Source organism: Inquilinus sp., assembly GCF_039594555.1.
Lineage (GTDB): Bacteria > Pseudomonadota > Alphaproteobacteria > DSM-16000 > Inquilinaceae > Inquilinus.
The window spans coordinates 1-19,401 of record NZ_JBCNNF010000089.1 but is presented as its reverse complement, the minus strand read 5'-3'; the positions used below and the strand labels follow the sequence as shown (position 1 = coordinate 19,401).

14 protein-coding genes and 1 tRNA gene are annotated in these 19,401 nt (G+C 69.3%); 7 read left to right on the top strand and 8 right to left on the bottom strand.

Translation table 11 applies throughout. The features are described from left to right. Positions 1-423 precede the first annotated feature (423 nt). From ABDW35_RS12145 to ABDW35_RS12135, 3 genes are all read left to right on the top strand, one after another. Positions 424-2,223: a type I secretion system permease/ATPase gene (locus ABDW35_RS12145; RefSeq protein WP_343714130.1), complete on the top strand. Its 1,800-nt coding sequence runs from the start codon at positions 424-426 to the stop codon at positions 2,221-2,223. Next, the gene (locus ABDW35_RS12140) at positions 2,144-3,538 is read left to right on the top strand and encodes an HlyD family type I secretion periplasmic adaptor subunit (protein WP_343714129.1); all 1,395 of its coding nucleotides are present in this window, start codon (positions 2,144-2,146) and stop codon (positions 3,536-3,538) included. Before ABDW35_RS12145 ends, ABDW35_RS12140 begins: the two co-directional genes overlap by 80 nt. Positions 3,539-3,672: 134 nt before the next feature. Beyond that, positions 3,673-3,749, top strand: a tRNA-Arg gene (locus tag ABDW35_RS12135). A gap of 43 nt (positions 3,750-3,792) precedes the next feature. Here ABDW35_RS12135 and ABDW35_RS12130 read toward each other — a convergent pair. Further along, positions 3,793-4,287, bottom strand: coding sequence for an arsinothricin resistance N-acetyltransferase ArsN1 family A (locus tag ABDW35_RS12130; protein ID WP_343714128.1), 495 nt, complete (start codon positions 4,285-4,287; stop codon positions 3,793-3,795). A gap of 76 nt (positions 4,288-4,363) precedes the next feature. Between ABDW35_RS12130 and ABDW35_RS12125 the strand changes: the two genes are divergently transcribed. The 3 genes from ABDW35_RS12125 to ABDW35_RS12115 are packed head-to-tail and all read left to right on the top strand — an operon-like array spanning position 4,364 to position 5,703. Beyond that, the gene (locus ABDW35_RS12125; RefSeq protein WP_343714127.1) at positions 4,364-4,837 is read left to right on the top strand and encodes an ArsI/CadI family heavy metal resistance metalloenzyme; all 474 of its coding nucleotides are present in this window, start codon (positions 4,364-4,366) and stop codon (positions 4,835-4,837) included. Positions 4,838-4,840: 3 nt separating this feature from the next. Further along, positions 4,841-5,194, top strand: coding sequence for a metalloregulator ArsR/SmtB family transcription factor (locus ABDW35_RS12120; protein ID WP_343714126.1), 354 nt, complete (start codon positions 4,841-4,843; stop codon positions 5,192-5,194). Beyond that, positions 5,194-5,703 (top strand): arsenate reductase ArsC, encoded by a 510-nt coding sequence (locus tag ABDW35_RS12115; RefSeq protein ID WP_343714125.1) that lies wholly within the window; start codon positions 5,194-5,196, stop codon positions 5,701-5,703. Before ABDW35_RS12120 ends, ABDW35_RS12115 begins: the two co-directional genes overlap by 1 nt. A 27-nt stretch (positions 5,704-5,730) precedes the next feature. Here ABDW35_RS12115 and ABDW35_RS12110 read toward each other — a convergent pair whose 3' ends face one another. Further along, entirely contained in the window at positions 5,731-6,630 is a 900-nt protein-coding gene (locus ABDW35_RS12110) for a polysaccharide deacetylase family protein (RefSeq protein WP_343714124.1), read from the bottom strand. Between the two features lie 100 nt (positions 6,631-6,730). On the opposite strand from ABDW35_RS12110, the gene ABDW35_RS12105 reads away from it, so the two are divergent. Next, entirely contained in the window at positions 6,731-7,621 is an 891-nt protein-coding gene (locus ABDW35_RS12105; RefSeq protein ID WP_343714123.1) for a LysR family transcriptional regulator, read from the top strand. Between the two features lie 12 nt (positions 7,622-7,633). Here the strand turns inward: ABDW35_RS12105 and ABDW35_RS12100 are convergent, their stop codons facing one another. From ABDW35_RS12100 to ABDW35_RS12075, 6 genes are all read right to left on the bottom strand, one after another. Continuing rightward, positions 7,634-8,353: a DUF6683 family protein gene (locus ABDW35_RS12100; protein ID WP_343714122.1), complete on the bottom strand. Its 720-nt coding sequence runs from the start codon at positions 8,351-8,353 to the stop codon at positions 7,634-7,636. 152 nt (positions 8,354-8,505) lie between these two features. Further along, positions 8,506-9,030, bottom strand: coding sequence for a DNA starvation/stationary phase protection protein (locus ABDW35_RS12095; protein ID WP_343714121.1), 525 nt, complete (start codon positions 9,028-9,030; stop codon positions 8,506-8,508). 242 nt (positions 9,031-9,272) lie between these two features. Continuing rightward, positions 9,273-11,267 (bottom strand): M1 family metallopeptidase, encoded by a 1,995-nt coding sequence (locus ABDW35_RS12090; protein WP_343714120.1) that lies wholly within the window; start codon positions 11,265-11,267, stop codon positions 9,273-9,275. A gap of 286 nt (positions 11,268-11,553) precedes the next feature. Next, positions 11,554-14,826, bottom strand: a complete 3,273-nt coding sequence (locus ABDW35_RS12085; RefSeq protein WP_343714119.1) for an efflux RND transporter permease subunit — start codon at positions 14,824-14,826, stop codon at positions 11,554-11,556. Then, positions 14,823-17,939 carry an MdtB/MuxB family multidrug efflux RND transporter permease subunit gene (locus ABDW35_RS12080; protein ID WP_343714118.1) on the bottom strand — a complete coding sequence of 1,039 codons (3,117 nt, stop codon included), beginning with the start codon at positions 17,937-17,939 and terminating at the stop codon, positions 14,823-14,825. The genes ABDW35_RS12085 and ABDW35_RS12080 overlap by 4 nt, the downstream gene beginning before the upstream one ends. Before the next feature lie 274 nt (positions 17,940-18,213). Next, positions 18,214-19,401, bottom strand: a 1,188-nt coding sequence (locus ABDW35_RS12075; RefSeq protein WP_343714117.1) for an MdtA/MuxA family multidrug efflux RND transporter periplasmic adaptor subunit, incomplete at its 5' end; no start/stop codon positions are given.

Genomic DNA, 19,401 nt, shown 5'->3' with positions numbered 1-19,401 from the left:
GGCGCGGCGGCCGTCGGGCAGGCCGAACTCCGCCAGGCTGGCCTGGCCGGCGGCGGCGAGCCAGCGGCGCACCCCGCGCGTGACCTGCGCCGTCTGCAGCCGGGCGAGAGAGTCGATGATGTTGCTTCTTTGTTCCATGCCAGGCCATCCTAGACTCCGTTCGGGCCCGGCGCCAAGGGAGAAGGATCGGTCTTGGAATCGTCAGAATTTTGCCATGTCCCTCACTGAATCTGTCGGGACAATGGGTGTTACCTGTGACACAGTTACAAAGTCCGGAATGATTTATTCAATTACGGGTCCTTGAGGGGAGTCAGTTCGCTTTCCGGTAGCGGGGCGGTCTGCTTCTCGATCAGTATACGACGGTATATAAAGTCGGTCTCAGGGCGGTGGCGCCGGGCAGGCCGACGAGGGGAAAAAGACATTATGGCGAAGACAGATGTGACACCGCCGAGCGCCGCCCGCCAAGCCCTTCAATCGGTCAGGCCGTGGTTCCTGGTAGCGGGCGGGTTCAGCTTCGTCATCAACCTGCTGGTGATGGTGTCGCCGCTCTACTCCTATCAGCTGTTCGACCGGGTGCTCGGCAGTGCCCATGTCGAGACGCTGGTGTTCCTGACCCTGATCGCCGCCTTCGCCTTCATTATCCTGGGCTGGCTCGACGGGCTGCGCTCGGCGCTGCTGGCCCGGATCGGCACCCGGTTCGAGCGCAAGCTGGCCGGCACGCTGGTCGAGACCGGGGTGAACGGCGCCGTGCTCGGCGCACCGGTGGGCGGCCAGGCGCTGCGTGACCTGGGGCAGATCCGCGCCTTCATCGGCGGCCCGTCGATCGGCCCGCTGTTCGACGCCCCCTGGGCGCCGGTCTTCATCATCGTCATGTTTCTGCTGCACTGGGCGCTGGGCGTCACCGCGCTGGTCTCCGCCGCCATCCTGTTCGGCCTGGCGCTGACCAACGAGAAGATGCTGCGCGGCCCGACCACCGACGCCAACAAGCTGCAGGTCGTGGCCCAGCGCCAGGCCGAGGGCGCCATCCGCAGCGCCGAGACCGTCCGCGCCATGGGCATGCTGCCGGCGCTGATGGGCCGCTGGCGCAAGGACGCCGAGGCGGCGCTGCAGGGGCAGGAGCGCAGCTCCGACCGCTCGGCGATCATCGGCGGCTCCTCCAAATTCGTCCGCATCTTCGTGCAGAGCTTCGTGATGGGCGTCGGCGCCTATCTGCTGCTGCATGGCGAGCTGACCTCGGGCGGCATGATCGCCGGCTCGATGCTGCTGTCCCGCGCCCTGGCCCCGGTCGAGCAGGCGATCAGCTCCTGGCGCCAGTTCATCAGCGCCCGCCAGTCCTATGAATCGATCGAGAAGATCCTGACCGCCCTGCCGAAACGCAAGGACGGGCTGACCCTGCCGCCGCCGTCGGGCAAGGTGCAGATCGACAAGCTGGTCTTCGTCGCGCCGCAGGGCAAGACGCCGATCATCAAGCGCGTCAGCTTCGAGATCGCGGCCGGCGAGGTGCTGGGCATGGTCGGCCCCTCGGCCTCGGGCAAGAGCACGCTGTGCCGCCTGCTGTGCGGCATCTATCCCCCGACCGACGGCGCGGTCCGCCTGGACGGCGCCGATCTCGGCCAGTGGTCGCCGGAGACGCTGGGGCCGCATCTCGGCTATCTGCCGCAGGCGGTCGACATCTTCCCCGGCACGGTGGCCGAGAACATCGCCCGCATGGGCAAGGTCGACTCCGACCAGGTGGTGGCGGCGGCCGAGCTGGCCGGCGTGCACGACATGATCGTGCGGCTGCCGCAGGGCTACGACACCCCGATCGGCGACGGCGGCGTGCCGCTGTCGGGCGGCCAGCGCCAGCGCGTCGGCCTGGCCCGCGCCGTGTTCGGCAACCCCAAGCTGGTGGTGCTGGACGAACCGAACTCCAACCTCGACGCGGATGGCGAGGCGGCGCTCATGGGCACGATCGCCGGGCTGAAGGCCAAGGGCACGACGGTGATCATCGTCGCCCACCGTCCGCAGATCCTTGCCGATGCCGACCGCCTCCTGGTGATGCGCGACGGCGAGATCGCCTTGCTTGGACCGCGGGCCGAGGTGCTGGCCCGTATTGCTGGACCACGTGCCGCCGACACCACGCCGGCGCCAAAGGGAACTGAAAATGTCGCTCACGCCTCAGGAGCCTGGACAGCCACTGCCGCCAGCCGTCCTCAGCAACCGCCTGCCCGCTCCGCCGGATGAGACCGCCGAGACGCTGAAGCGCAACGCGTACGGCTTGAACCGCCTGAGCCTGATCGGCGGCGTCGTGATCGGCGTCTTCGTGTTCGGCTTCGGCGCCTGGGCCGCCGTCTCCCCGCTGGCCAGCGCCGCGATCGCCAACGGCATCGTCAGCCCGGAGGGCAACAAACGCACGGTGCAGCATCTCGAGGGCGGCATCATCCGCGAGCTGCTGGTCAAGGACGGTTCCGAGGTCAAGGCCGGCGACACGCTGCTGGTGCTGGACGCCACGCGTGACCTGGCGACCTTCGATTCCGTGCGCATGCAGCGCCTGGCGGACATGGCGGCGCTGGCCCGGCTCGACGCCGAGCAGTCCGGCGCGCCGGCGATCACCTTCCCGGCGGAGGTGCTGGACGAGGCGGCGAAGAACCCCGGGGCCGCCGCCCTGGTGCAGGCGCAGCAGGAGCAGTTCACCTCCCGCCGCGAGTCGATCAACGGCCAGAAGTCGGTGCTGCAGCAGCGCGTCGAGCAAAGCCGGTCCGACATCGAGGGGCTGAAGGCCCAGATCACCTCGGCCGACACCCAGCTCGAGCTGATCCAGCAGGAGATCAACGGCGTCACGCCGCTGGTCCAGAAGGGGCTGTATGAGCGGCCCCGGCTGCTGGCGCTGCAGCGCACCCAGGCCCAGATCGCGGGCCAGAAGGCGGCCGACACCTCCTCGATCGCCAAGGCCCAGCAGCTGATCGGCGAAAGCCAGATGCGGATGCTGGCGCTGGACAGCGACTTCCGCGACAAGATCGCCGAGGAGCGCGCGAACACGCAGAAGGAGCTGGCGCAGCTGGAGGAGAAGATGCGCTCGGCCGGCGACGTGGTCGGCCGCACCCGCATCCTGGCGCCGCTCGACGGCGTGGTGGTGAACCTGAAGTACCACACGCTCGGCGGCGTCATTCAGCCGGGCGCGCCGATCCTGGAACTGGTGCCGAAGAACGACCGGCTGGTGATCGACGTCCAGGTGCAGCCGAACGACATCGACACGGTGCGCGAGGGGCAGTCGGCGCTGGTCCGCTTCACCGCCTACCACCAGCGCAACATGCCGCGGATCGACGGCAAGGTGATCTATGTCGCCGCCGACAGCACCCAGGACGAGGCGACCAAGCGCTCCTACTTCCTGGCCAAGGTCGAGGTCGACCCGACGCTGCTGAAGCGGGTGGCGCCGCAGGTCAACCTCTCCGCCGGCATGCCGGCCGAGGCCTCGATCATGACCGGCACCCGCACCGCGCTGCAATATGCGGTCGACCCGCTGGTGCACGCCTTCCAGCGCAGCTTCATCGAGGACTGAGGCGCCACCGCCTCCCCTCTCGGACAGCATCGAGGCCACCCCCGCCAAGCGCGGGGGTGGCCTCTTTCGTTTCCGGGCCCGGGCGGCGTCACAGGGGGTGTCATCGCCCCGCCGGCTTGCTATAAGGGCGCCGGGTCCCCGTAGCTCAGCAGGATAGAGCGGCTGCGTCCTAAGCAGCGGGTCGGGAGTTCGAATCTCTCCGGGGACGCCACCCTGCGCCTTCGGCTTCCGGGGCAGGCCACCGCGAAGCCGCCTCAGACCAAGTTCTCCGGGATCACGCGCTCGACGATCACGCAGTCGCGCCAGACGCCGTCCAGCTTCCCGTGCTTCTCATGGACGCCGATCTCCCTGAAGCCGGCCCGGGCCATGAGGCTCAGGCTCGCCCGGTTCTCGGGGAAGATGCGGGACAAGAGCTTCCACAGGCCGGCGGCACGCGCGGCCTCCGCCAGCGCGCTCAGGGCGGCGAGGCCGACACCGGCACCGCGCCGGTCCCGCCGGACATACACCGAGAACTCCCCGATCCCCGCATAGCAGCACCGGTCGGCATAGGGATGGGCGACGGCGTAGCCCACCACCTCGCCGGCCTCGCCCTCGACGACCACGAAGGCCTTGGCCTGGCCGAACCAGGCCTCGATCTCCGCCACGCTGCGAGGCTCGGTCTCGAAGGTCGCGATCCGGTCCTCGATGCCCTGGTTGTAGATCGCGGTGATGGCCGCGGCATCCTCGCGCCGGGCCGGCCGTCCGGTCATGGTCATCGTCCGCCCCTTGACTATTCCATATTTCTAGAAATATCGTTTTGTTGAACCTTTGACAAGGAGTACGGCCGTGAAGCGCCTTCATCTGCATGTGAGCGTCCCCGACCTCGCCGGCTCCATCGCCTTCTACGAGACGCTGTTCGGGGTATCGGCGACGGTGGTGCGCGACGACTACGCCAAGTGGATGCTCGACGATCCGCGCGTGAACTTCGCGATCTCCACCCACCGTGCGCCGGGCCTCGACCATGTCGGCATCCAGGTCGACAGCGCCGGGGAGTTGGGCGAGCTGGCGGAGCGGCTGAAGGCGGCCGGTGCCAGGACCTTCGACGAGGCCGGCACCACCTGCTGCTATGCGCGGTCGGACAAGAGCTGGGTGACCGACCCGGCCGGCCTGCGGTGGGAGACGTTCCACACCTTCGGTGAGGCGACGACCTATGGCGAGGACCATGCCGCCGCGGCGCTCGATGCGGCCGACAGGCCGGCATCCGCCTGTTGCGGCGCGCCCGGGCCGGCCCGCGGGGCCTCGTCCCCGACTTGCTGCTGAGCCATGGAGAAGACCGATGCCATCGTCGCCTTGGGCGCCCTGGCCCATGGGGGCCGGCTGGATGTGTTCCGCCTGCTGGTGCGCGCCGGGCCGGACGGCATGGCCGCGGGCGAGATCGCCCGCGCCACGGGTGCGGTGCCGAGCACCCTGTCGGCCAACCTGACCGTCCTCAGCCGGGCGGGGCTGGTCTCGGCCCGCCGGGACGGCCGTTCGATCATCTACGCCGCCGCCTATGGGCAGATGAGCGATCTGCTGGGCTTCCTGGTGGAGGATTGCTGCAGCGGCAAGCCCGAGATCTGCGCGCCGCTGGCGGCGACGGTCGGCAAGGCCTGCGTGGCAGAGGGCGGGCGCTGTTGATGAGCCCACCCTGGACCGTGCTGTTCCTGTGCACCGGCAACTCGGCGCGCTCGATCCTGGCCGAGGCCCTGCTGAACCGGCTGGGCGAAGGCCGCTTCCGCGCCGTCTCCGCAGGCTCCATGCCGAAAGGCGAGGTCAATCCACACGCCCTGCCGCTGGTCCGCGCGCTGGGCTTCGAGGACGCGGATTTCCGGTCCAAGTCGTGGGACGAGTTCGCGGCACCCGGCGCGCCCGCGCTCGATGCCGTCATCACCGTCTGCGACAACGCCGCGGGCGAGGCCTGCCCGGTCTGGCCCGGCCGGCCGGTCACGGCCTATTGGGGCATTCCCGACCCGGCCGCCGTGACCGGGAGCGAGGCCGAGATCGCGGCGGCGTTCGACGAGGCAGCCCAGCGGCTCCGGCACCGCATCGAGCGGCTGGTGGCTCTGCCGGCGGCGACGCTGGACAGGCCCTCGATCGCGGCCCGGCTGCGCGAGATCGGAGAGATTGCTGACGCCCCACTCCCCTGAGCGCAGCCGCGGCCCCGCCGGCGCCGGTCAGGCCGCCGTCGCCCGGGTCTCCCGATACCAGTCGGCGATCTCGCTGCCGGTGGCCAGCCAGACATCGGGATGCGACGCGATATGGGCCAGCGCCCGGCTGAAATGCCGGGCCCGGTGCGGATGGCCGATCAGGAACGGGTGCAGGGCGATGCCCATCACCCGGCCGGTCCTGGCGCCATCCTCATACAGCACGTCGAACTGCTCCCGGATCGTGTCGGCGAACTGCGCGCCGGACTGGCCCTGGAAGAGGAAGGCGTTGAAGTCGTTGATCTCGATCGAATAGGGCAGCGACAGCATCGACCCGCTGCGCACCCGCATCGGATAGGGCTGCTCGTCATTCACCCAGTTGGCGACGTAGTCGATGCCGGTCTCGGCCAGCAGGTCGAGGGTGTTGCGCGATTCCGTCAGCGCCGGGCTGAGCCAGCCGCGCGGCCGCCGGCCGGTGGCCTGGCCGATGGTGTCGACCACCGCCCGCACGATCTCCCGCTCCTCGTCCTCGGGCTGGCTGTTGATCAGGGTGGAGTTGGTGATGCCGTGGCCCATCCACTCCCAGCCCAGCGCCTGCCCGGCCTCGATGATGCGGGAATAGTGCCGCACCACGTCGGAATTGAGCGGCACGGTGCCGCGGATGCCGTGCTGCTCCATCACCTCCATCAGCCGCCAGATGCCGACGCGGACGCCGTAGTCGCGCCAGGAATAGTTCAGCACGTCGGGGACCAGGTTGGCGGTGAAGGGGTTGATCGAGCTCGATGGCCGGTCGAACAGGAAATGCTCGATGTTCGGCGACACCCACACCGCCACCCGGGCGCCGTTCGGCCAGTGCAGCTTCGGGCGGTCGACAATGGCGGAGTACGGGAAGCGGTCGTGATGCTGCGGTGCGGCTGGCGTCTCGGGCATAGCTGCCTCCTGCGGTGATGGCCTGCCCGGAAGATGAGGCCACAGCGCATTGCGGAGAATTGGGCTATAGTTCCGCATACTTCGGAAATGGATGTCCGGAATGACCATGCGCCCCACCGACAGCCTCGGCGCGCTCGACGCCTTCGTCCGGGCGGCGGACGCCCGTAGCTTCACCGTGGCGGGGCGGCAGCTCGGCATCTCCTCCTCCGCCATCGGCAAGGCGGTGGCGCGGCTGGAGGAGCGGCTGGGCGTGCGGCTGCTGCACCGCTCCACCCGCTCGGTGACGCTGACGCCGGAGGGGGCGCTGTTCCTGGAGCGGTGCCGGCGGATCTTCAGCGAGATCGAGACGGCGGAGGCGGAGCTGGCGCAGACCCGCGGCGCGCCGCGCGGGCGGCTGCGGGTCAGCCTGCCGCTGGCCGGCATGCTGATGATGCCGACAATCGGCGCCTTCATGCGCGAGTATCCGGAGATCGAGCTGGATCTCGATTTCACCGACCGGCTGGTCGATGTGATCGAGGAAGGCTTCGATGCCGTGATCCGCGCCGGCGAGGTCGGCGATTCCCGGCTGATGAGCCGGTTCCTTGGCGTGTTCCGGCTGCAGCTGGTGGCGTCACCCGCCTATCTCGAGCAGCGCGGCGTGCCGCAGGCGTCGGAGGAGCTGGCGCACCACGCCTGCCTGCAGCACCGCTTCGCCACCAGCGGCAGGTTCGAGCCCTGGCCGCTGCGCGGGCGGGAGATTGCCTTGCCGAACAGCGCGGTGGCGAACACGATCGAGCCGCTGATCGCCATGGCCGAGCAGGGCCTGGGCATCGCCTGCCTGCCGGATTTCGCGATCCGACGGCAGATCGAGCACGGCACCCTCGTCGTGGTGCTGGCCGAGCACACCGAGCATGAAGGCGTGTTCCGCCTGCTGTGGCCGTCCAGCCGCTATCCCGCCCCCAAGCTGCGGGTGTTCGTCGACTTCCTGGCGAAGCACCTGTTCCCGGCGTAGAATGGCGCCCGCTCACTCGGCCGGGACGAAGCCCTTCTCGGTCAGCGTCATGCTCGCGAGGTCGAGGCTCATCCCCCGCGCGCCCTGCGATACGGCCACCGCGACCTGACGGCTCAGCTCCGGCTTGCCCTGACTCTGCTTCAGCGCATCCGCGATCAGCGCCGCCTGGATCAGCAGCGCCTCAGCCATCTCCTGCTTCGCCGCGTCGCCTGCTCCGCGCAGCTGGCCCGTCGCCGCCATGGCGCGGGCGGCCTGGCCGCGGACGGCCTGGGCGGTGGCGCGGCTGACGTCGTCGTCGACCCCGCGGCTGGCCTGCCAGGCATTGATCCAATAGACCGCATAGGCGTCGGCCACGTCGTCGATCCGCAGCCCGACGGCGGCGAGCGGCGCCCGCATCTGCTCGACCACGTCGATCGAGGCGAACACCTTGGCGAGGTTGTCCGCCCCTTGCGGATCGGTGGCGCGGCTGCGGTCGACGAAGGCGGCGAGGTTGGCGCGGCGGCGCTCAGGCGAGGGGATGTAGCGGAAGGCGGCCGCCTCGGCCGCCGGCGCCGCGGCCCCGGGCTGCGGCTGTTCCTGCATCGTCCGGCGCAGAGCTTGGCCCAGCGTGTCCGTGCCGGTCACCGACGGTATGATGACCGTCCACCCCCAGCCGTCCTGGGCGGGCGCCGCCGCCGGCCAGACCACGATCGCGCCGAGCGCGCACAGCAGGACTCGCCGAATCCGTCGCATGCCACCCCTCCCCTACACCCAGACTTGCATCCTAGTTGGAGATTGTGACCATGCCGCGTCACCGTTTCGGCTTGGATGGTAAGGCCGAGATCGTCGGCCTGGCGTTATGGTGGAAGGGGCCGGCTGCCGGCCGGCCCCTCGCCAGGGACAGGTCAGGCGTTCGAGCCGGGCGGCCGGTGCGAGGATTCGTAGAGGAACCAGGTGCGGCGCTCGGTCTCGTCGATCCAGTTCTCGAGCAGGCTGGCCGTCGCGACGTCGCCATATTCGTCGCAGGTGTTGTGGACCTGCCGCATCGCCTGGGTCAGCCGCAGATTGTCGTCGCGCAGCTCGGCCAGCATGTCCTGCGGGTCGACATGCTCGGCATCATTGTCGGGGATGCGCTGGTGCCGGGCGATGTCGCCGATCGACTTCAGCGTCTGGGCGCCGATCTTGCGGCCCCGCTCGGCGATATCGTCGGTCATAGCGAACAGCTGGTCGCCATGCTCGTCCAGCAGCAGGTGGTAGTCGCGGAAATGTGACCCGCTCATATGCCAGTGGAAGTTCTTCGTCTTCAGGTACAGGGCGAAGACATCGGCCAGCAGGCCCCGCAGCGCGGCGCCGATGTCCCTGGTCGCGTCGGCGGAAAGGTCGGTCAGCCCGCCCGGGCGGCGGGCGGTGCTCGGGGTTCCGGAGCTCATGATAAGGTCTCCTCCAGGTTGGTCTGCGGTGTGCTGTCCGGTCCGGACGGTCGGAGACGACAGCCAGGGCCGAGGGGGTTCGAAGTCGTCGCCGGTGTGGAGCTCGACGAGCGAGTCCCGGCGCCAGACTGTACACCACAGTTCCGGTGACACTGTGATTGGCCTGAAGGTCGCGGGCGCCGGTGAAAGCAGGGCCGGTGCTGTTGCGCGCCCGGGCCGACGCGCAACGGCATGCCCCTTCCCTACTTCGCGGCGGCCTTCCAGACGTTGTTGCCGCGATCCTCGTCCGGCAGCTTGTGGTCGGGGTCGAGGACCACATCCGCCACCGTCTTGCCGGCCTCGGTCGTCACCGTCGTCGCTGCCTGGCGGATGAAGCTCTCGGCCGGCAGGCGATAGTCGCGGTGGCTGCCGTCGGTGAAGTCGACGCGCAGGGTCGCCGGGACCACCAGCTTGTCCTTGGCGGCCACCGTGATCACCGTGCCCTTGGTCGCATCACCCGGCTCGACCTTGTCGATCGCGAGATCCAGGGACCAGTTGTGGTCGTACCAGCCGCGCCACCACCAGGACAGGTCCTCGCCCGCCGCGCTCTCCATGAAGCGGAAGAAATCGGCCGGCTTCGGATGCTTGAAGGCCCAGGCGGCGATGAAGTCGCGGAAGGCGGGGTCGAAGCGATCGGGCCCGAGGATCTGCTCGCGCAGCAGCACCAGCCCGAAGGCCGATTTGAAGTAGGTGATCGGGTGGCGGTACTTCTCGATGATCGTGTCGGCGCGCGACAGGATCGCCGGGGCGTTCGGGTCGGCGATGACGGGGATGATCTCGTCGGCCGGGTTGCCGCCCTTCGGCGCGTATTCGCTGTCGCGCTTCGGGAAGTATTCGCCATGGTTGAAATCGTCCGACTGGTAGACGTCGATGAAGGTGTTGAAGCCTTCATCCATCCAGGCGTCGCGGCGCTCGTCGAAGCCGACGATCATCGGGAACCAGGTGTGGCCGATCTCATGGGCGGTGATCCAGAACAGGGTCTTGCCCTCGTCGCTGATGCCGTCGAACAGCAGGCCCGGATATTCCATGCCGGCGATGTTGTCAGGCCCGGCGACATTGACCGCGACCGGCCAGGGATAGGGATACCAGCGGGCGGAGAAGCGCTCGACCGAGTCCTTGAGATACTCGGTCGACCGGCCCCAGCGGTCGCGGCCCTGGCTTTCGGCCGGGTAGAACGACATGGCCAGTGCCGATTTGCGGTCCGGCAGGTTGATGCGGGCCGCGTCCCAGGCGAAGGCCGCCGAGATCGACAGCGCCACGTCGCGCGTGTGCTGCATCGCGAAATGCCAGGTCAGCGTGCCGTCCGTCGCCGGCCGGGTCGCGGCATCGCCGATCTCATCCGGGCCGATGATCGCCACGGTCGCGTCGCTGGTCCGGGCCTTGTCGAGCCGGGCGCGCTGCTCCCGCGTCAGCACCTGATCGGGGTTCTTCAGCTCGCCCGAGCCGGCGACGATCATGCCGCTCGGCACCGTGATCTCGTAGTCGAAATCGCCGTATTCCAGATAGAACTCCTGGGCCAGGAAGGGCAGCGTGTCCCAGCCGCGGATGTCGTCATAGACCTGCATCCGCGGATACCATTGCGCCAGGCTGTAGATCGGGCCGGCCTTGGCGTTGCCCCAGCCCATACGCCCGCCCCATTCCTCGCCCGGAATGGTGAAATGGTAGCGGATGTGGATCCTGGCCTTGCCGCCCTTCGGCGCCAGCGGCTTGTCGAGCTGGATGCGCCCGCGTGTGTCACTGACCTGCACGGTGACCGGCGTGGTCTTGCCGTCGCGCTCGACCGAGACCTCGTCGAGCACATAGCCGTCGGAGGAGCCCTTGTCCGCCTTGCCGGCGGCATACACGCCGCGGCTGTCCGGCCGGTACATGTTCTGGTCGAGCTGCAGCCACAGCTCGTTCAGCGCGTCCGGGCTGTTGTTGGTGTAGCTGATCACCTCCTCGGCGCTCAGCGACGGGGTCTTGGTGTCGAGCGTCGCCTGGATCCGGTAGTCGGCCCGGTTCTGCCAATATTCCGGCCCGGGCGCGCCGTTGCCCGACCGATAGACGTTGACCGCCTGCCCCATGTCGCGCGGCGCGAAGGTCTCGCGCGGCTGGTAGTCCGCCGCCAGCGCCGGGGCGGCGACCAGGAATGCGGCCAGGACGGGGAAGGGATAGAGCGGCACGATAACGGGACGAGACAGTCGGTTGATCCGCTGCATGGTTTTCCGGCTCCGTTGCAATGGCCACCTGGGCGCGCCGTCACGGACCGCTGCGTCGACAGTGACCCGATCGCTGCTTTCGCGCGATCCGAGGAAGAATTCGTGAAACCGATGAAAAATCGCTTAGAGCATGATTCGCGCGCACCGCGCATCCATTGGATGCAGGGGCGCGGGGAACATTGAATTCCAGCTAAATTTTATTTTGCATCGCACAATGATGACGGACCGTCGACCTGCCGACCTCTTGGAACTGCGGCACAGTCCTCCAGCCCCGGCCGAAGAGGCCCTACTCCGCCGGCCTCGGCGTGGGGCCGGCCTGGCGCGGGAAGGCGCGGGCCCAACGGTCGCGCGACCACAGGCGGAAGCGGTCGAGCACCAGGTACAGCACCGGGGTGGTGTACAGCGTCAGCACCTGGCTGACGATCAGCCCGCCGACGATGGCGATGCCCAGCGGCTGGCGCAGCTCGCTGCCGGAGCCGAAGCCGACCGCCAGCGGCACGGCGCCGAAGATCGCCGCCATCGTCGTCATCAGGATCGGCCGGAAGCGCAGCAGGCTGGCCTGCAGGATCGCCTCGCGCGGGGCCAGGCCGCGGCTGCGCTCCGCCTCCAGCGCGAAGTCGATCATCATGATCGCGTTCTTCTTGACGATGCCGATCAGCAGGATGACGCCGATCATCGCGATCAGGCTGAACTCGGTGCCGAACAGCATCAGCGCCAGCACCGCCCCGACCCCGGCCGAAGGGAGGGTCGACAGGATGGTGACCGGGTGGATCGTGCTCTCGTAGAGGATGCCGAGCACGATGTAGACTGCCGCCAGCGCCGCCAGGATCAGGATCGGCTCGTTGCTCAGCGAGTTCTGGAACACCTGGGCGGTGCCCTGGAAGCTGCCATGGATGGTCGACGGCATGTGGAGCGCGACCATCGCCCGCTGCACCGCCGCCGCGGCATCGCTGAGCGACTTGTCCGGCGGCAGGTTGAAGGAGATGGTGGTCGCCGCGAACAGGCCCTGGTGGTTGATCGACAGCGGCGTGCTGCCCGGCCCGTAATGGCTGATCGCCGACAGCGGAACCATCGTCTCCTTCGCCGTGCTGACGGCGGCGCCGCTGGAGGTGCCCTTGCGGCCGGCATTCGCGAGCGCGTTGGTGTTGGCGTTGGCCGCCGACTGCGCCGCCAGGCTGGCCGCGCCGCTGCCGGTGGCGCGGGCCGGCGCGTTGGTGCTGGCGGTGCCGCCGGCGCTGCCGCCGGAGGTGCTGATGTACAGGTTCTTCAGCGTCTCCGGGCTCTGCCAGTATTGCGGCGCCACCTCCATCACCACGTGATACTGGTTGATGGCGCTGTAGATGGTCGACACCTGGCGCTGGCCGAAGGCGTCGTACAGGGTGTTGTCGATCTGTTGCGGCGTGATGCCGAGGCGGGCCGCGGTGTCGCGGTCGATGACGATGTCGGTCTCGACGCCCTTCTGCTGCTGGTCGGAATTGGCGTCGGCCAGCGTCGGGTCGGCCTGTAGCGCCTGGGTCAGCTTCGGCCCCCATTCCTGCAGCTCGGCCGAGGAATCCGACTGCAGCGTGTACTGGTAGGCGGCGTTGCTCTGCCGCCCGCCGGCGCGGATGTCCTGGGCCGAGACCAGGAACAGCTGGCCGCCCGGCACCACCGCCAGCTTGCCGCGCAGCCGGGCGATCACCTCGTCGTCGCTGAGGCCGCGCTCCGACAGCGGCTTCAGGGTGACGAAGACCTGGCCGGTGTTGGTCTGCGACCGGCCGCCGCCCCCGCCGCCGGTGAAGCCGACGACGCTGTCCACCGCCGGGTCGGCGCGGACGATGTCCATCAGCTGCGACAGCTTCTGCTGCATCGCCTGGAACGAGATGCTCTGGTCGGCGACGATGCCGCCGACCAGCCGGCCGGTGCTCTGCTGCGGGAAGAAGCCCTTCGGAATGATCGCGAACAGCGCGATGTTCAGGCACACCACGCCGAACAGCACCAGGATGACGAAGCCGCTGTGGCGCAGCGCCCAGCCCAGCGTCCGCTCATAGACCCGCATCACCCGGGCCAGGGGTCCGGGCCCGCGGTCGGGCCGGCGCGGCCGGCGGCGCAGCAGCAGGGCGCACAGCATCGGCGTGGTGGTCAGCGAGATCGCCATCGACACGGCGATGGCGATCGACAGGGTCAGGGCGAATTCGCGGAAGATCCGGCCGACCAGCCCGCCCATCAGCAGGATCGGGATGAACACCGCGACCAGCGAGATGCTGATCGACAGCACGGTGAAGCCGACCTCGCGGGCGCCGCGCAGCGCCGCCTGGCGCCGCGGCACGCCGGATTCGACGTGGCGGGAGATGTTCTCCAGCACCACGATGGCGTCGTCGACGACGAAGCCGGTGGCGATGGTCAGGGCCATCAGCGACAGGTTGTCCAGGCTGTAGCCGACCAGGTACATGGCGCCGAAGGTGCCGATGATCGACACCGGCACCGCCACCGCCGGGATGATCGCGGCGCGCGGGTCACGCAGGAAGGCGAACACCACCAGCATCACCAGCAGCACCGAGATGCCGAGGGTCAGCTGGGTGTCGTCCAGCGAGGCCCGGATGGTGCCGGTGCGGTCGGCCGTCGGGGTGATGTCGATGTCCCGCGGCATGGCGGCGCGCAGATGCGGCAGTTCGGCCATCACCCGGTCGACCGTGTCGATGATGTTGGCCCCGGGCTCGCGGTACAGCACCACCAGCACGGCGGGCTTGCCGTCGGCCAGGCCGGCATTGCGCAGGTCCTCGACCGAATCCTGCACGTCGGCGATGTCGGACAGCCGCACCGTGGCGCCGTTGCGGGCGGCGATCACCAGCGGCTTGTACTCCGCGGCCGTGCTGGCCTGGTCGTTGCTGTAGATCTGGAAGTGCCGGCCGGCCTCCTCGATCGACCCCTTCGGGCTGTTGGCGTTGGCCGCGGCCAGCGCGGCGCGCACGTCCTCCAGCCCGATGCCGTATTGTGCCAGCGCCTGGGGGTTCAGCTCGACCCGCACCGCCGGCAGAGCAGCGCCGCCCAGCGTGACCTGGCCGACGCCCTCGATCTGCGACAGCCGCTGCTCCAGCACATTGCTGGCGGCGTCGTAGATCTGGCCGCGGGTCAGGGTCGGCGAGGTCAGCGCCAGGATCAGCACCGGCGCGTCGGACGGGTTGACCTTGCGGTAGGTCGGGTTGCTGCGCAGCGCCGCCGGCAGGTCGGCCCGGGCCGCGTTGATCGCCGCCTGCACGTCCCGCGCCGCGCCGTCGATGTCGCGGTTCAGACCGAATTGCAGGGTGATGCTGGCCTGGCCGACCGAGCTGCGCGAGGTCATCTGGGTGACGTCGGCGATGGCGCCGAGATGCCGCTCCAGCGGGCTTGCCACGGTCGCCGCCACCGTCTCCGGGCTCGCCCCGGGCAGCGAGGCCGACACCGAGATGGTCGGGAAGTCGACCTGCGGCAGCGGCGATACCGGCAGCTTCAGATAGGCGAAGAAGCCGGCCAGGACGATGCCGAGGGTCAGCAGCGTCGTCGCCACCGGCCGGGCGATGAAGGGGGCGGAGAGGTTCACGCCCCCTCCTCCCCCTCGGTGAAGCGCGACCGCGGCCGGCGGCCGGTCAGGCGCTGGGCCAGCCGGTCGAAGGCCAGATAGATCACCGGCGTGGTGAACAGGGTCAGCAGCTGGCTCACGACCAGCCCGCCGACGATGGCGACGCCGAGCGGCCGGCGCAGCTCGGACCCCATGCCGGTGCCCAGCATCAGCGGCAGGGCGCCCAAGAGGGCCGCCATGGTGGTCATCAGGATCGGCCGGAAGCGCAGCAGGCAGGCCTGGAAGATCGCCTCGCGCGGCGGCTTGCCCTCCTCGCGCTCCGCCTGCAGCGCGAAGTCGATCATCATGATCGCGTTCTTCTTGACGATGCCGATCAGCAGGATGATGCCGATGATCCCGATCACATCCAGCCCGTCGCCCGCCGCCATCAGCGCCAGCAGCGCGCCGAGGCCGGCGGACGGCAGGGTTGACAGGATGGTGACCGGGTGGATGAAGCTCTCATAGAGCACGCCCAGCACGATATACATCGTCGCGATGGCCGCGAGGATCAGCAGCGCCTCATTGGCCAGCGACGACTGGAAGGCCGCGGCCGAGCCCTGGAAGGCGGTGACGAAGCTGTCGGGCAGGCCGACCTCCTGCTCCGCCTTCTGGATGGCGTCGACCGCGGCGCCCAGCGACGATCCCGGCGCCAGGTTGAACGAGATCAGCGTCGCCGGGAACTGGCCGAGATGGGTGATCTGCAGCGGCCCGGCCCGCTGCTCGACCTTGACGATGGCCGACAGCGGCACCTGCCCGCCGGAGGATGTCGAGGACGGCAGGTACAGCGCCTTCAGCCCGTCCAGCGACTGCTGCAGCGACGGCGCCGCCTCCAGGATCACGCGGTACTGGTTGGCCTGGGTGTAGATGGTCGAGACGATGCGCTGGCCGAAGGCGTCGTAGAGGGCGTTGTCGACCGTGGCCGGGGTGATGCCGAAACGGGCGGCGGTGGCGCGGTCGATCACCAGATCGACGGCCAGCCCCTGCTGCAGATAGTCGCTGGCGACGTCCGCGATCTCCGGCACCTGCTGCAGCCGCTGCATCAGCTTCGGCACCCAGTCCCGGAACTGGTCCAGATCGGCGTTCTGCAGCACGAACTGGTACTGGGTGCGGCTGACGGTGGAATCGATCGTCAGGTCCTGCACCGGCTGCAGATAGAGGGTGATGCCCGGCACCCCCGCCGTCTCGCCGCGCAGCCGGTCGATCACCGTCCCCGCATCGGCGCTGCGCTGGCCCAGGGGCTTCAGCGTGATCAGGAAGCGGCCGCTGTTCAGCGTGGTGTTGGTGCCGTCGACGCCGATGAAGGAGCTCAGGCTCTCGACATCCGGGTCCTTCAGGATGGCCTCGGCCAGGGCCGACTGGTGCTTGGCCATCTCGGCATAGGAGACGGTCTGCGCCGCCTCGGAGATGCCCTGGATCATCCCGGTGTCCTGCTCCGGGAAGAAGCCCTTGGGGATGACGACATAGAGCGCGATGGTCAGCGCCAGTGTCGCCAGCGCGACCAGCAGGGTCAGCGGCTGATGGTCCAGCACCCAGCCGAGGGCACGGCCGTACTGGCCGATGATCCAGTCGAAGGCGCGCTCGGCGCCGCGGTCGAAGCGGCCGCGCTCGGCCTGCGGCCGGTGGCGCAGCAGCCGGGCGCACATCATCGGCACCAGGGTCAGGGACACCACGGCCGAGATCACGATCGTGACGGCCAGGGTGACGGCGAACTCATGGAACAGACGGCCCACCACCTCGCCCATGAACAGGAGCGGGATCAGCACCGCGATCAGCGACACGGTCAGCGAGATGATGGTGAAGCCGATCTGCTCGGCCCCCTTCAGCGCCGCCTGCAGCGGCGTCTCGCCTTCCTCGACGAAGCGGGCGATGTTCTCGATCATCACGATGGCGTCGTCGACCACGAAGCCGGTGGCGATGGTCAGCGCCATCAGCGACAGGTTGTCGAGGCTGAAGCCCAGCAGGTACATCGCCGCCAGGGTGCCGACCAGCGACAGCGGCACCGACAGGCTGGGGATGATGGTGGCCGCCGCCGTGCGCAGGAACAGGAAGATCACCATCACCACCAGGGCGACGGCCAGCATCAGCTCGAAGCCGACATCGGCGACCGAGGCGCGGATGGTGACCGTGCGGTCGCTGAGCACCGCGACCTCGGCCGCCGCCGGCAGGCTGGCCTCGAGCTGCGGCAGGATGCCCTTGATGCCGTCCACCACCGCGATGACGTTGGCGCCGGGCTGGCGCTGGATGTTGACGATGATCGCCGGCGTCGTGTTCGCCCAGGCTGCGAGCTTGCCGTTCTCCGGCCCGCTGACCACGGTGGCGACGTCGGACAGGCGGATCGGCGCGCCGTTGCGATAGGCGACGACGACGTCGTTGTAGTCCTGCGCCTGGGTGATCTGGTCGTTGGCGTTGATCGTCGAGGACCGGGTCGGCCCGTCGAAATTGCCCTTCGGCGTGTTGACGTTGACGTTGCCCAGCGTGGTGCGTACGTCGTCGATGGCCAGGCCGTAGGCGGCCAGGGCCTGCGGGTTGACCTGGATGCGCACCGCCGGCCGGGCGCCGCCGCTGAGGCTGACCAGCCCGACGCCCGGCTGCTGCGAGATCTTCTGCGCCAGGCGGGTGTCGACTAGGTTCTGCAGCTCTGTCAGCGGGATGGTCTTGGAGGTGACGGCCAGCGACAGGATCGGCGCGTCGGCCGGGTTGACCTTGGCGTAGATCGGCGGCGCCGGCAGGTCGCCCGGCAGCAGGTTGCCGGCGGCGTTGATCGCGGCCTGCACCTCCTGCTCCGCCACGTCGAGGCTGAGGTCGAGGTTGAACTGCAGAGTGACGACCGAGGCGCCGGCCGAGCTGGCCGAGGTCATCTGGTTCAGCCCCGGCATCTGGCCGAACTGCTTCTCCAGGGGCGCGGTGACGGAGGAGGTCATCACCTCCGGGCTGGCCCCGGGATAGAAGGTCTGCACCTGGATGGTCGGATAGTCGACCTCCGGCAAGGCCGACAGCGGCAGGAAGCGGTAGGCCACGGCGCCGACCAGCAGGATCGCCGCCATCAGCAGCGAGGTGCCGACCGGCCGCAGGATGAACGGACGGGAGGGGTTCATCGCCGGCCTCCGGCGAATCTGGAGAGCCGGCGACGAAGTCTATTGAGTCCCCCCTCCCCTCGCGGGAGGGGGCTAGGGGGAGGGGGTTCTCTCAGCCAGGCTCGGCGTGGATCGAGGCTGATCCGTCTGCTCGTCGCTTGCACCCGTTGCGCATTCACGCGCGGACGCGCGCAGACCCCTCCCCCTACCCCCCTCCCGCAAGGGGAGGGGGGACTAAGAAGGAGCGGGCTTCCAACGGTTGTGCCCGTCGGAGCGACCCATGACGCGGAGGCGCTCATGGGTTCGCCGCAGGCTGCTGGGTCTGGTTATCCCGGCGGCGGTGCTGGCCCTGACCGCCGCCCTCGCCGGTGCCCTGGCGATGTCGCTGCTGGCCCGCCTGCCCGTCCGCCGGAGCAGCAGGGGCCGCGGCGCCCGGCCCCGCCCCGCCATCCTGGCCGGCGACCGTGACATGGGCGCCGTCGCGCAGGCGGTCGGTGCCGTCGACCACCACCCGGTCGCCGGGCTGCAGCCCGTCCTCGACCGCGACCATGCCGCCATCCGACGGACCGGTCTTGATCGGCTTCACCGCCACCGTGTCGCCGGCGCCGACCAGATAGACGAAGGCGCCGGGCGCGCCGTGCTGGACCGCGGCGACCGGGACGGTGACGACGTCCTGCCGCGTGTCGACCAGCAGGCGGGCATTGACGAACTGGTTCGGGAACAGCGTCTCGTCGGCATTGTCGAAGCCGGCGCGCAGCTTCACCGTGCCGGTGGTGGTGTCGATCTGGTTGTCGAGGGTCGAGAGCGTGCCGGTGGCGATCTGCGTCGTGCCGGCGCGGTCGAAGGCGATCACCGGCAGGGTGGCGCCGGCGCGCAGCCGCGCCTGGATCTGCGGCAGGTCGTCCTCCGGCAGCGAGAACACCACCGAGATCGGGTGCAGCTGGGTGACGATCACCAGCGAATCCCCGACCTGGACATAGTTGCCGGGGTCGACCTGCCGCAGCCCGACCCGGCCGTCGACCGGCGAGACGATATGCGCGTAGGCGAGGTTCAGCTTCTGGGCGTCGATCTGCGCCTGGTCGGACTGGATCGTGCCCTGGTTCTGCTGCACCAGGAAGGTCTGGTCGTCGACCTGCTGCGCCGAGACCGCCTTCTGCTTCAGCATCTGCTGGTCGCGCGCCAGATCGGCCTGGGCCTGCGCCAGCACGGCCTGGTCCTTGGCGAGCTGGCCCTGGTCCTGCTCCAGTGCCACCTGGTAGGGGCGCGGGTCGATCTGGGCCAGGAAGTCGCCCTTCTTGACAAGCTGTCCTTCCTGGAAGCCGACCTCGGTCAGCTGGCCGGCGATCTGCGGCTTGACGGTGACGGTGGCCAGCGGGGTGACGGTGCCGAGCGCGTCGAGGGTGATGCGGATGTCGCCGCGGCCGACCGTGGCCACGCCGACCGGCTGGGGCGGGCCGGCGAAGCGCCCGCCCCGGGCCGGAGC

Bases quoted from the DNA above. Each gene is read 5' to 3' on its own strand.
- ABDW35_RS12145 (WP_343714130.1), top strand. From the start codon at position 424: ATGGCGAAGACAGATGTGACACCGCCGAGCGCCGCCCGCCAAGCCCTT.
- ABDW35_RS12140 (WP_343714129.1), top strand. From the start codon at position 2,144: ATGTCGCTCACGCCTCAGGAGCCTGGACAGCCACTGCCGCCAGCCGTC.
- ABDW35_RS12130 (WP_343714128.1), bottom strand. From the start codon at position 4,287: ATGACCGGACGGCCGGCCCGGCGCGAGGATGCCGCGGCCATCACCGCG.
- ABDW35_RS12120 (WP_343714126.1), top strand. From the start codon at position 4,841: ATGGAGAAGACCGATGCCATCGTCGCCTTGGGCGCCCTGGCCCATGGG.
- ABDW35_RS12115 (WP_343714125.1), top strand. From the start codon at position 5,194: ATGAGCCCACCCTGGACCGTGCTGTTCCTGTGCACCGGCAACTCGGCG.
- ABDW35_RS12110 (WP_343714124.1), bottom strand. From the start codon at position 6,630: ATGCCCGAGACGCCAGCCGCACCGCAGCATCACGACCGCTTCCCGTAC.
- ABDW35_RS12105 (WP_343714123.1), top strand. From the start codon at position 6,731: ATGACCATGCGCCCCACCGACAGCCTCGGCGCGCTCGACGCCTTCGTC.
- ABDW35_RS12100 (WP_343714122.1), bottom strand. From the start codon at position 8,353: ATGCGACGGATTCGGCGAGTCCTGCTGTGCGCGCTCGGCGCGATCGTG.
- ABDW35_RS12095 (WP_343714121.1), bottom strand. From the start codon at position 9,030: ATGAGCTCCGGAACCCCGAGCACCGCCCGCCGCCCGGGCGGGCTGACC.
- ABDW35_RS12090 (WP_343714120.1), bottom strand. From the start codon at position 11,267: ATGCAGCGGATCAACCGACTGTCTCGTCCCGTTATCGTGCCGCTCTAT.
- ABDW35_RS12080 (WP_343714118.1), bottom strand. From the start codon at position 17,939: ATGAACCCCTCCCGTCCGTTCATCCTGCGGCCGGTCGGCACCTCGCTG.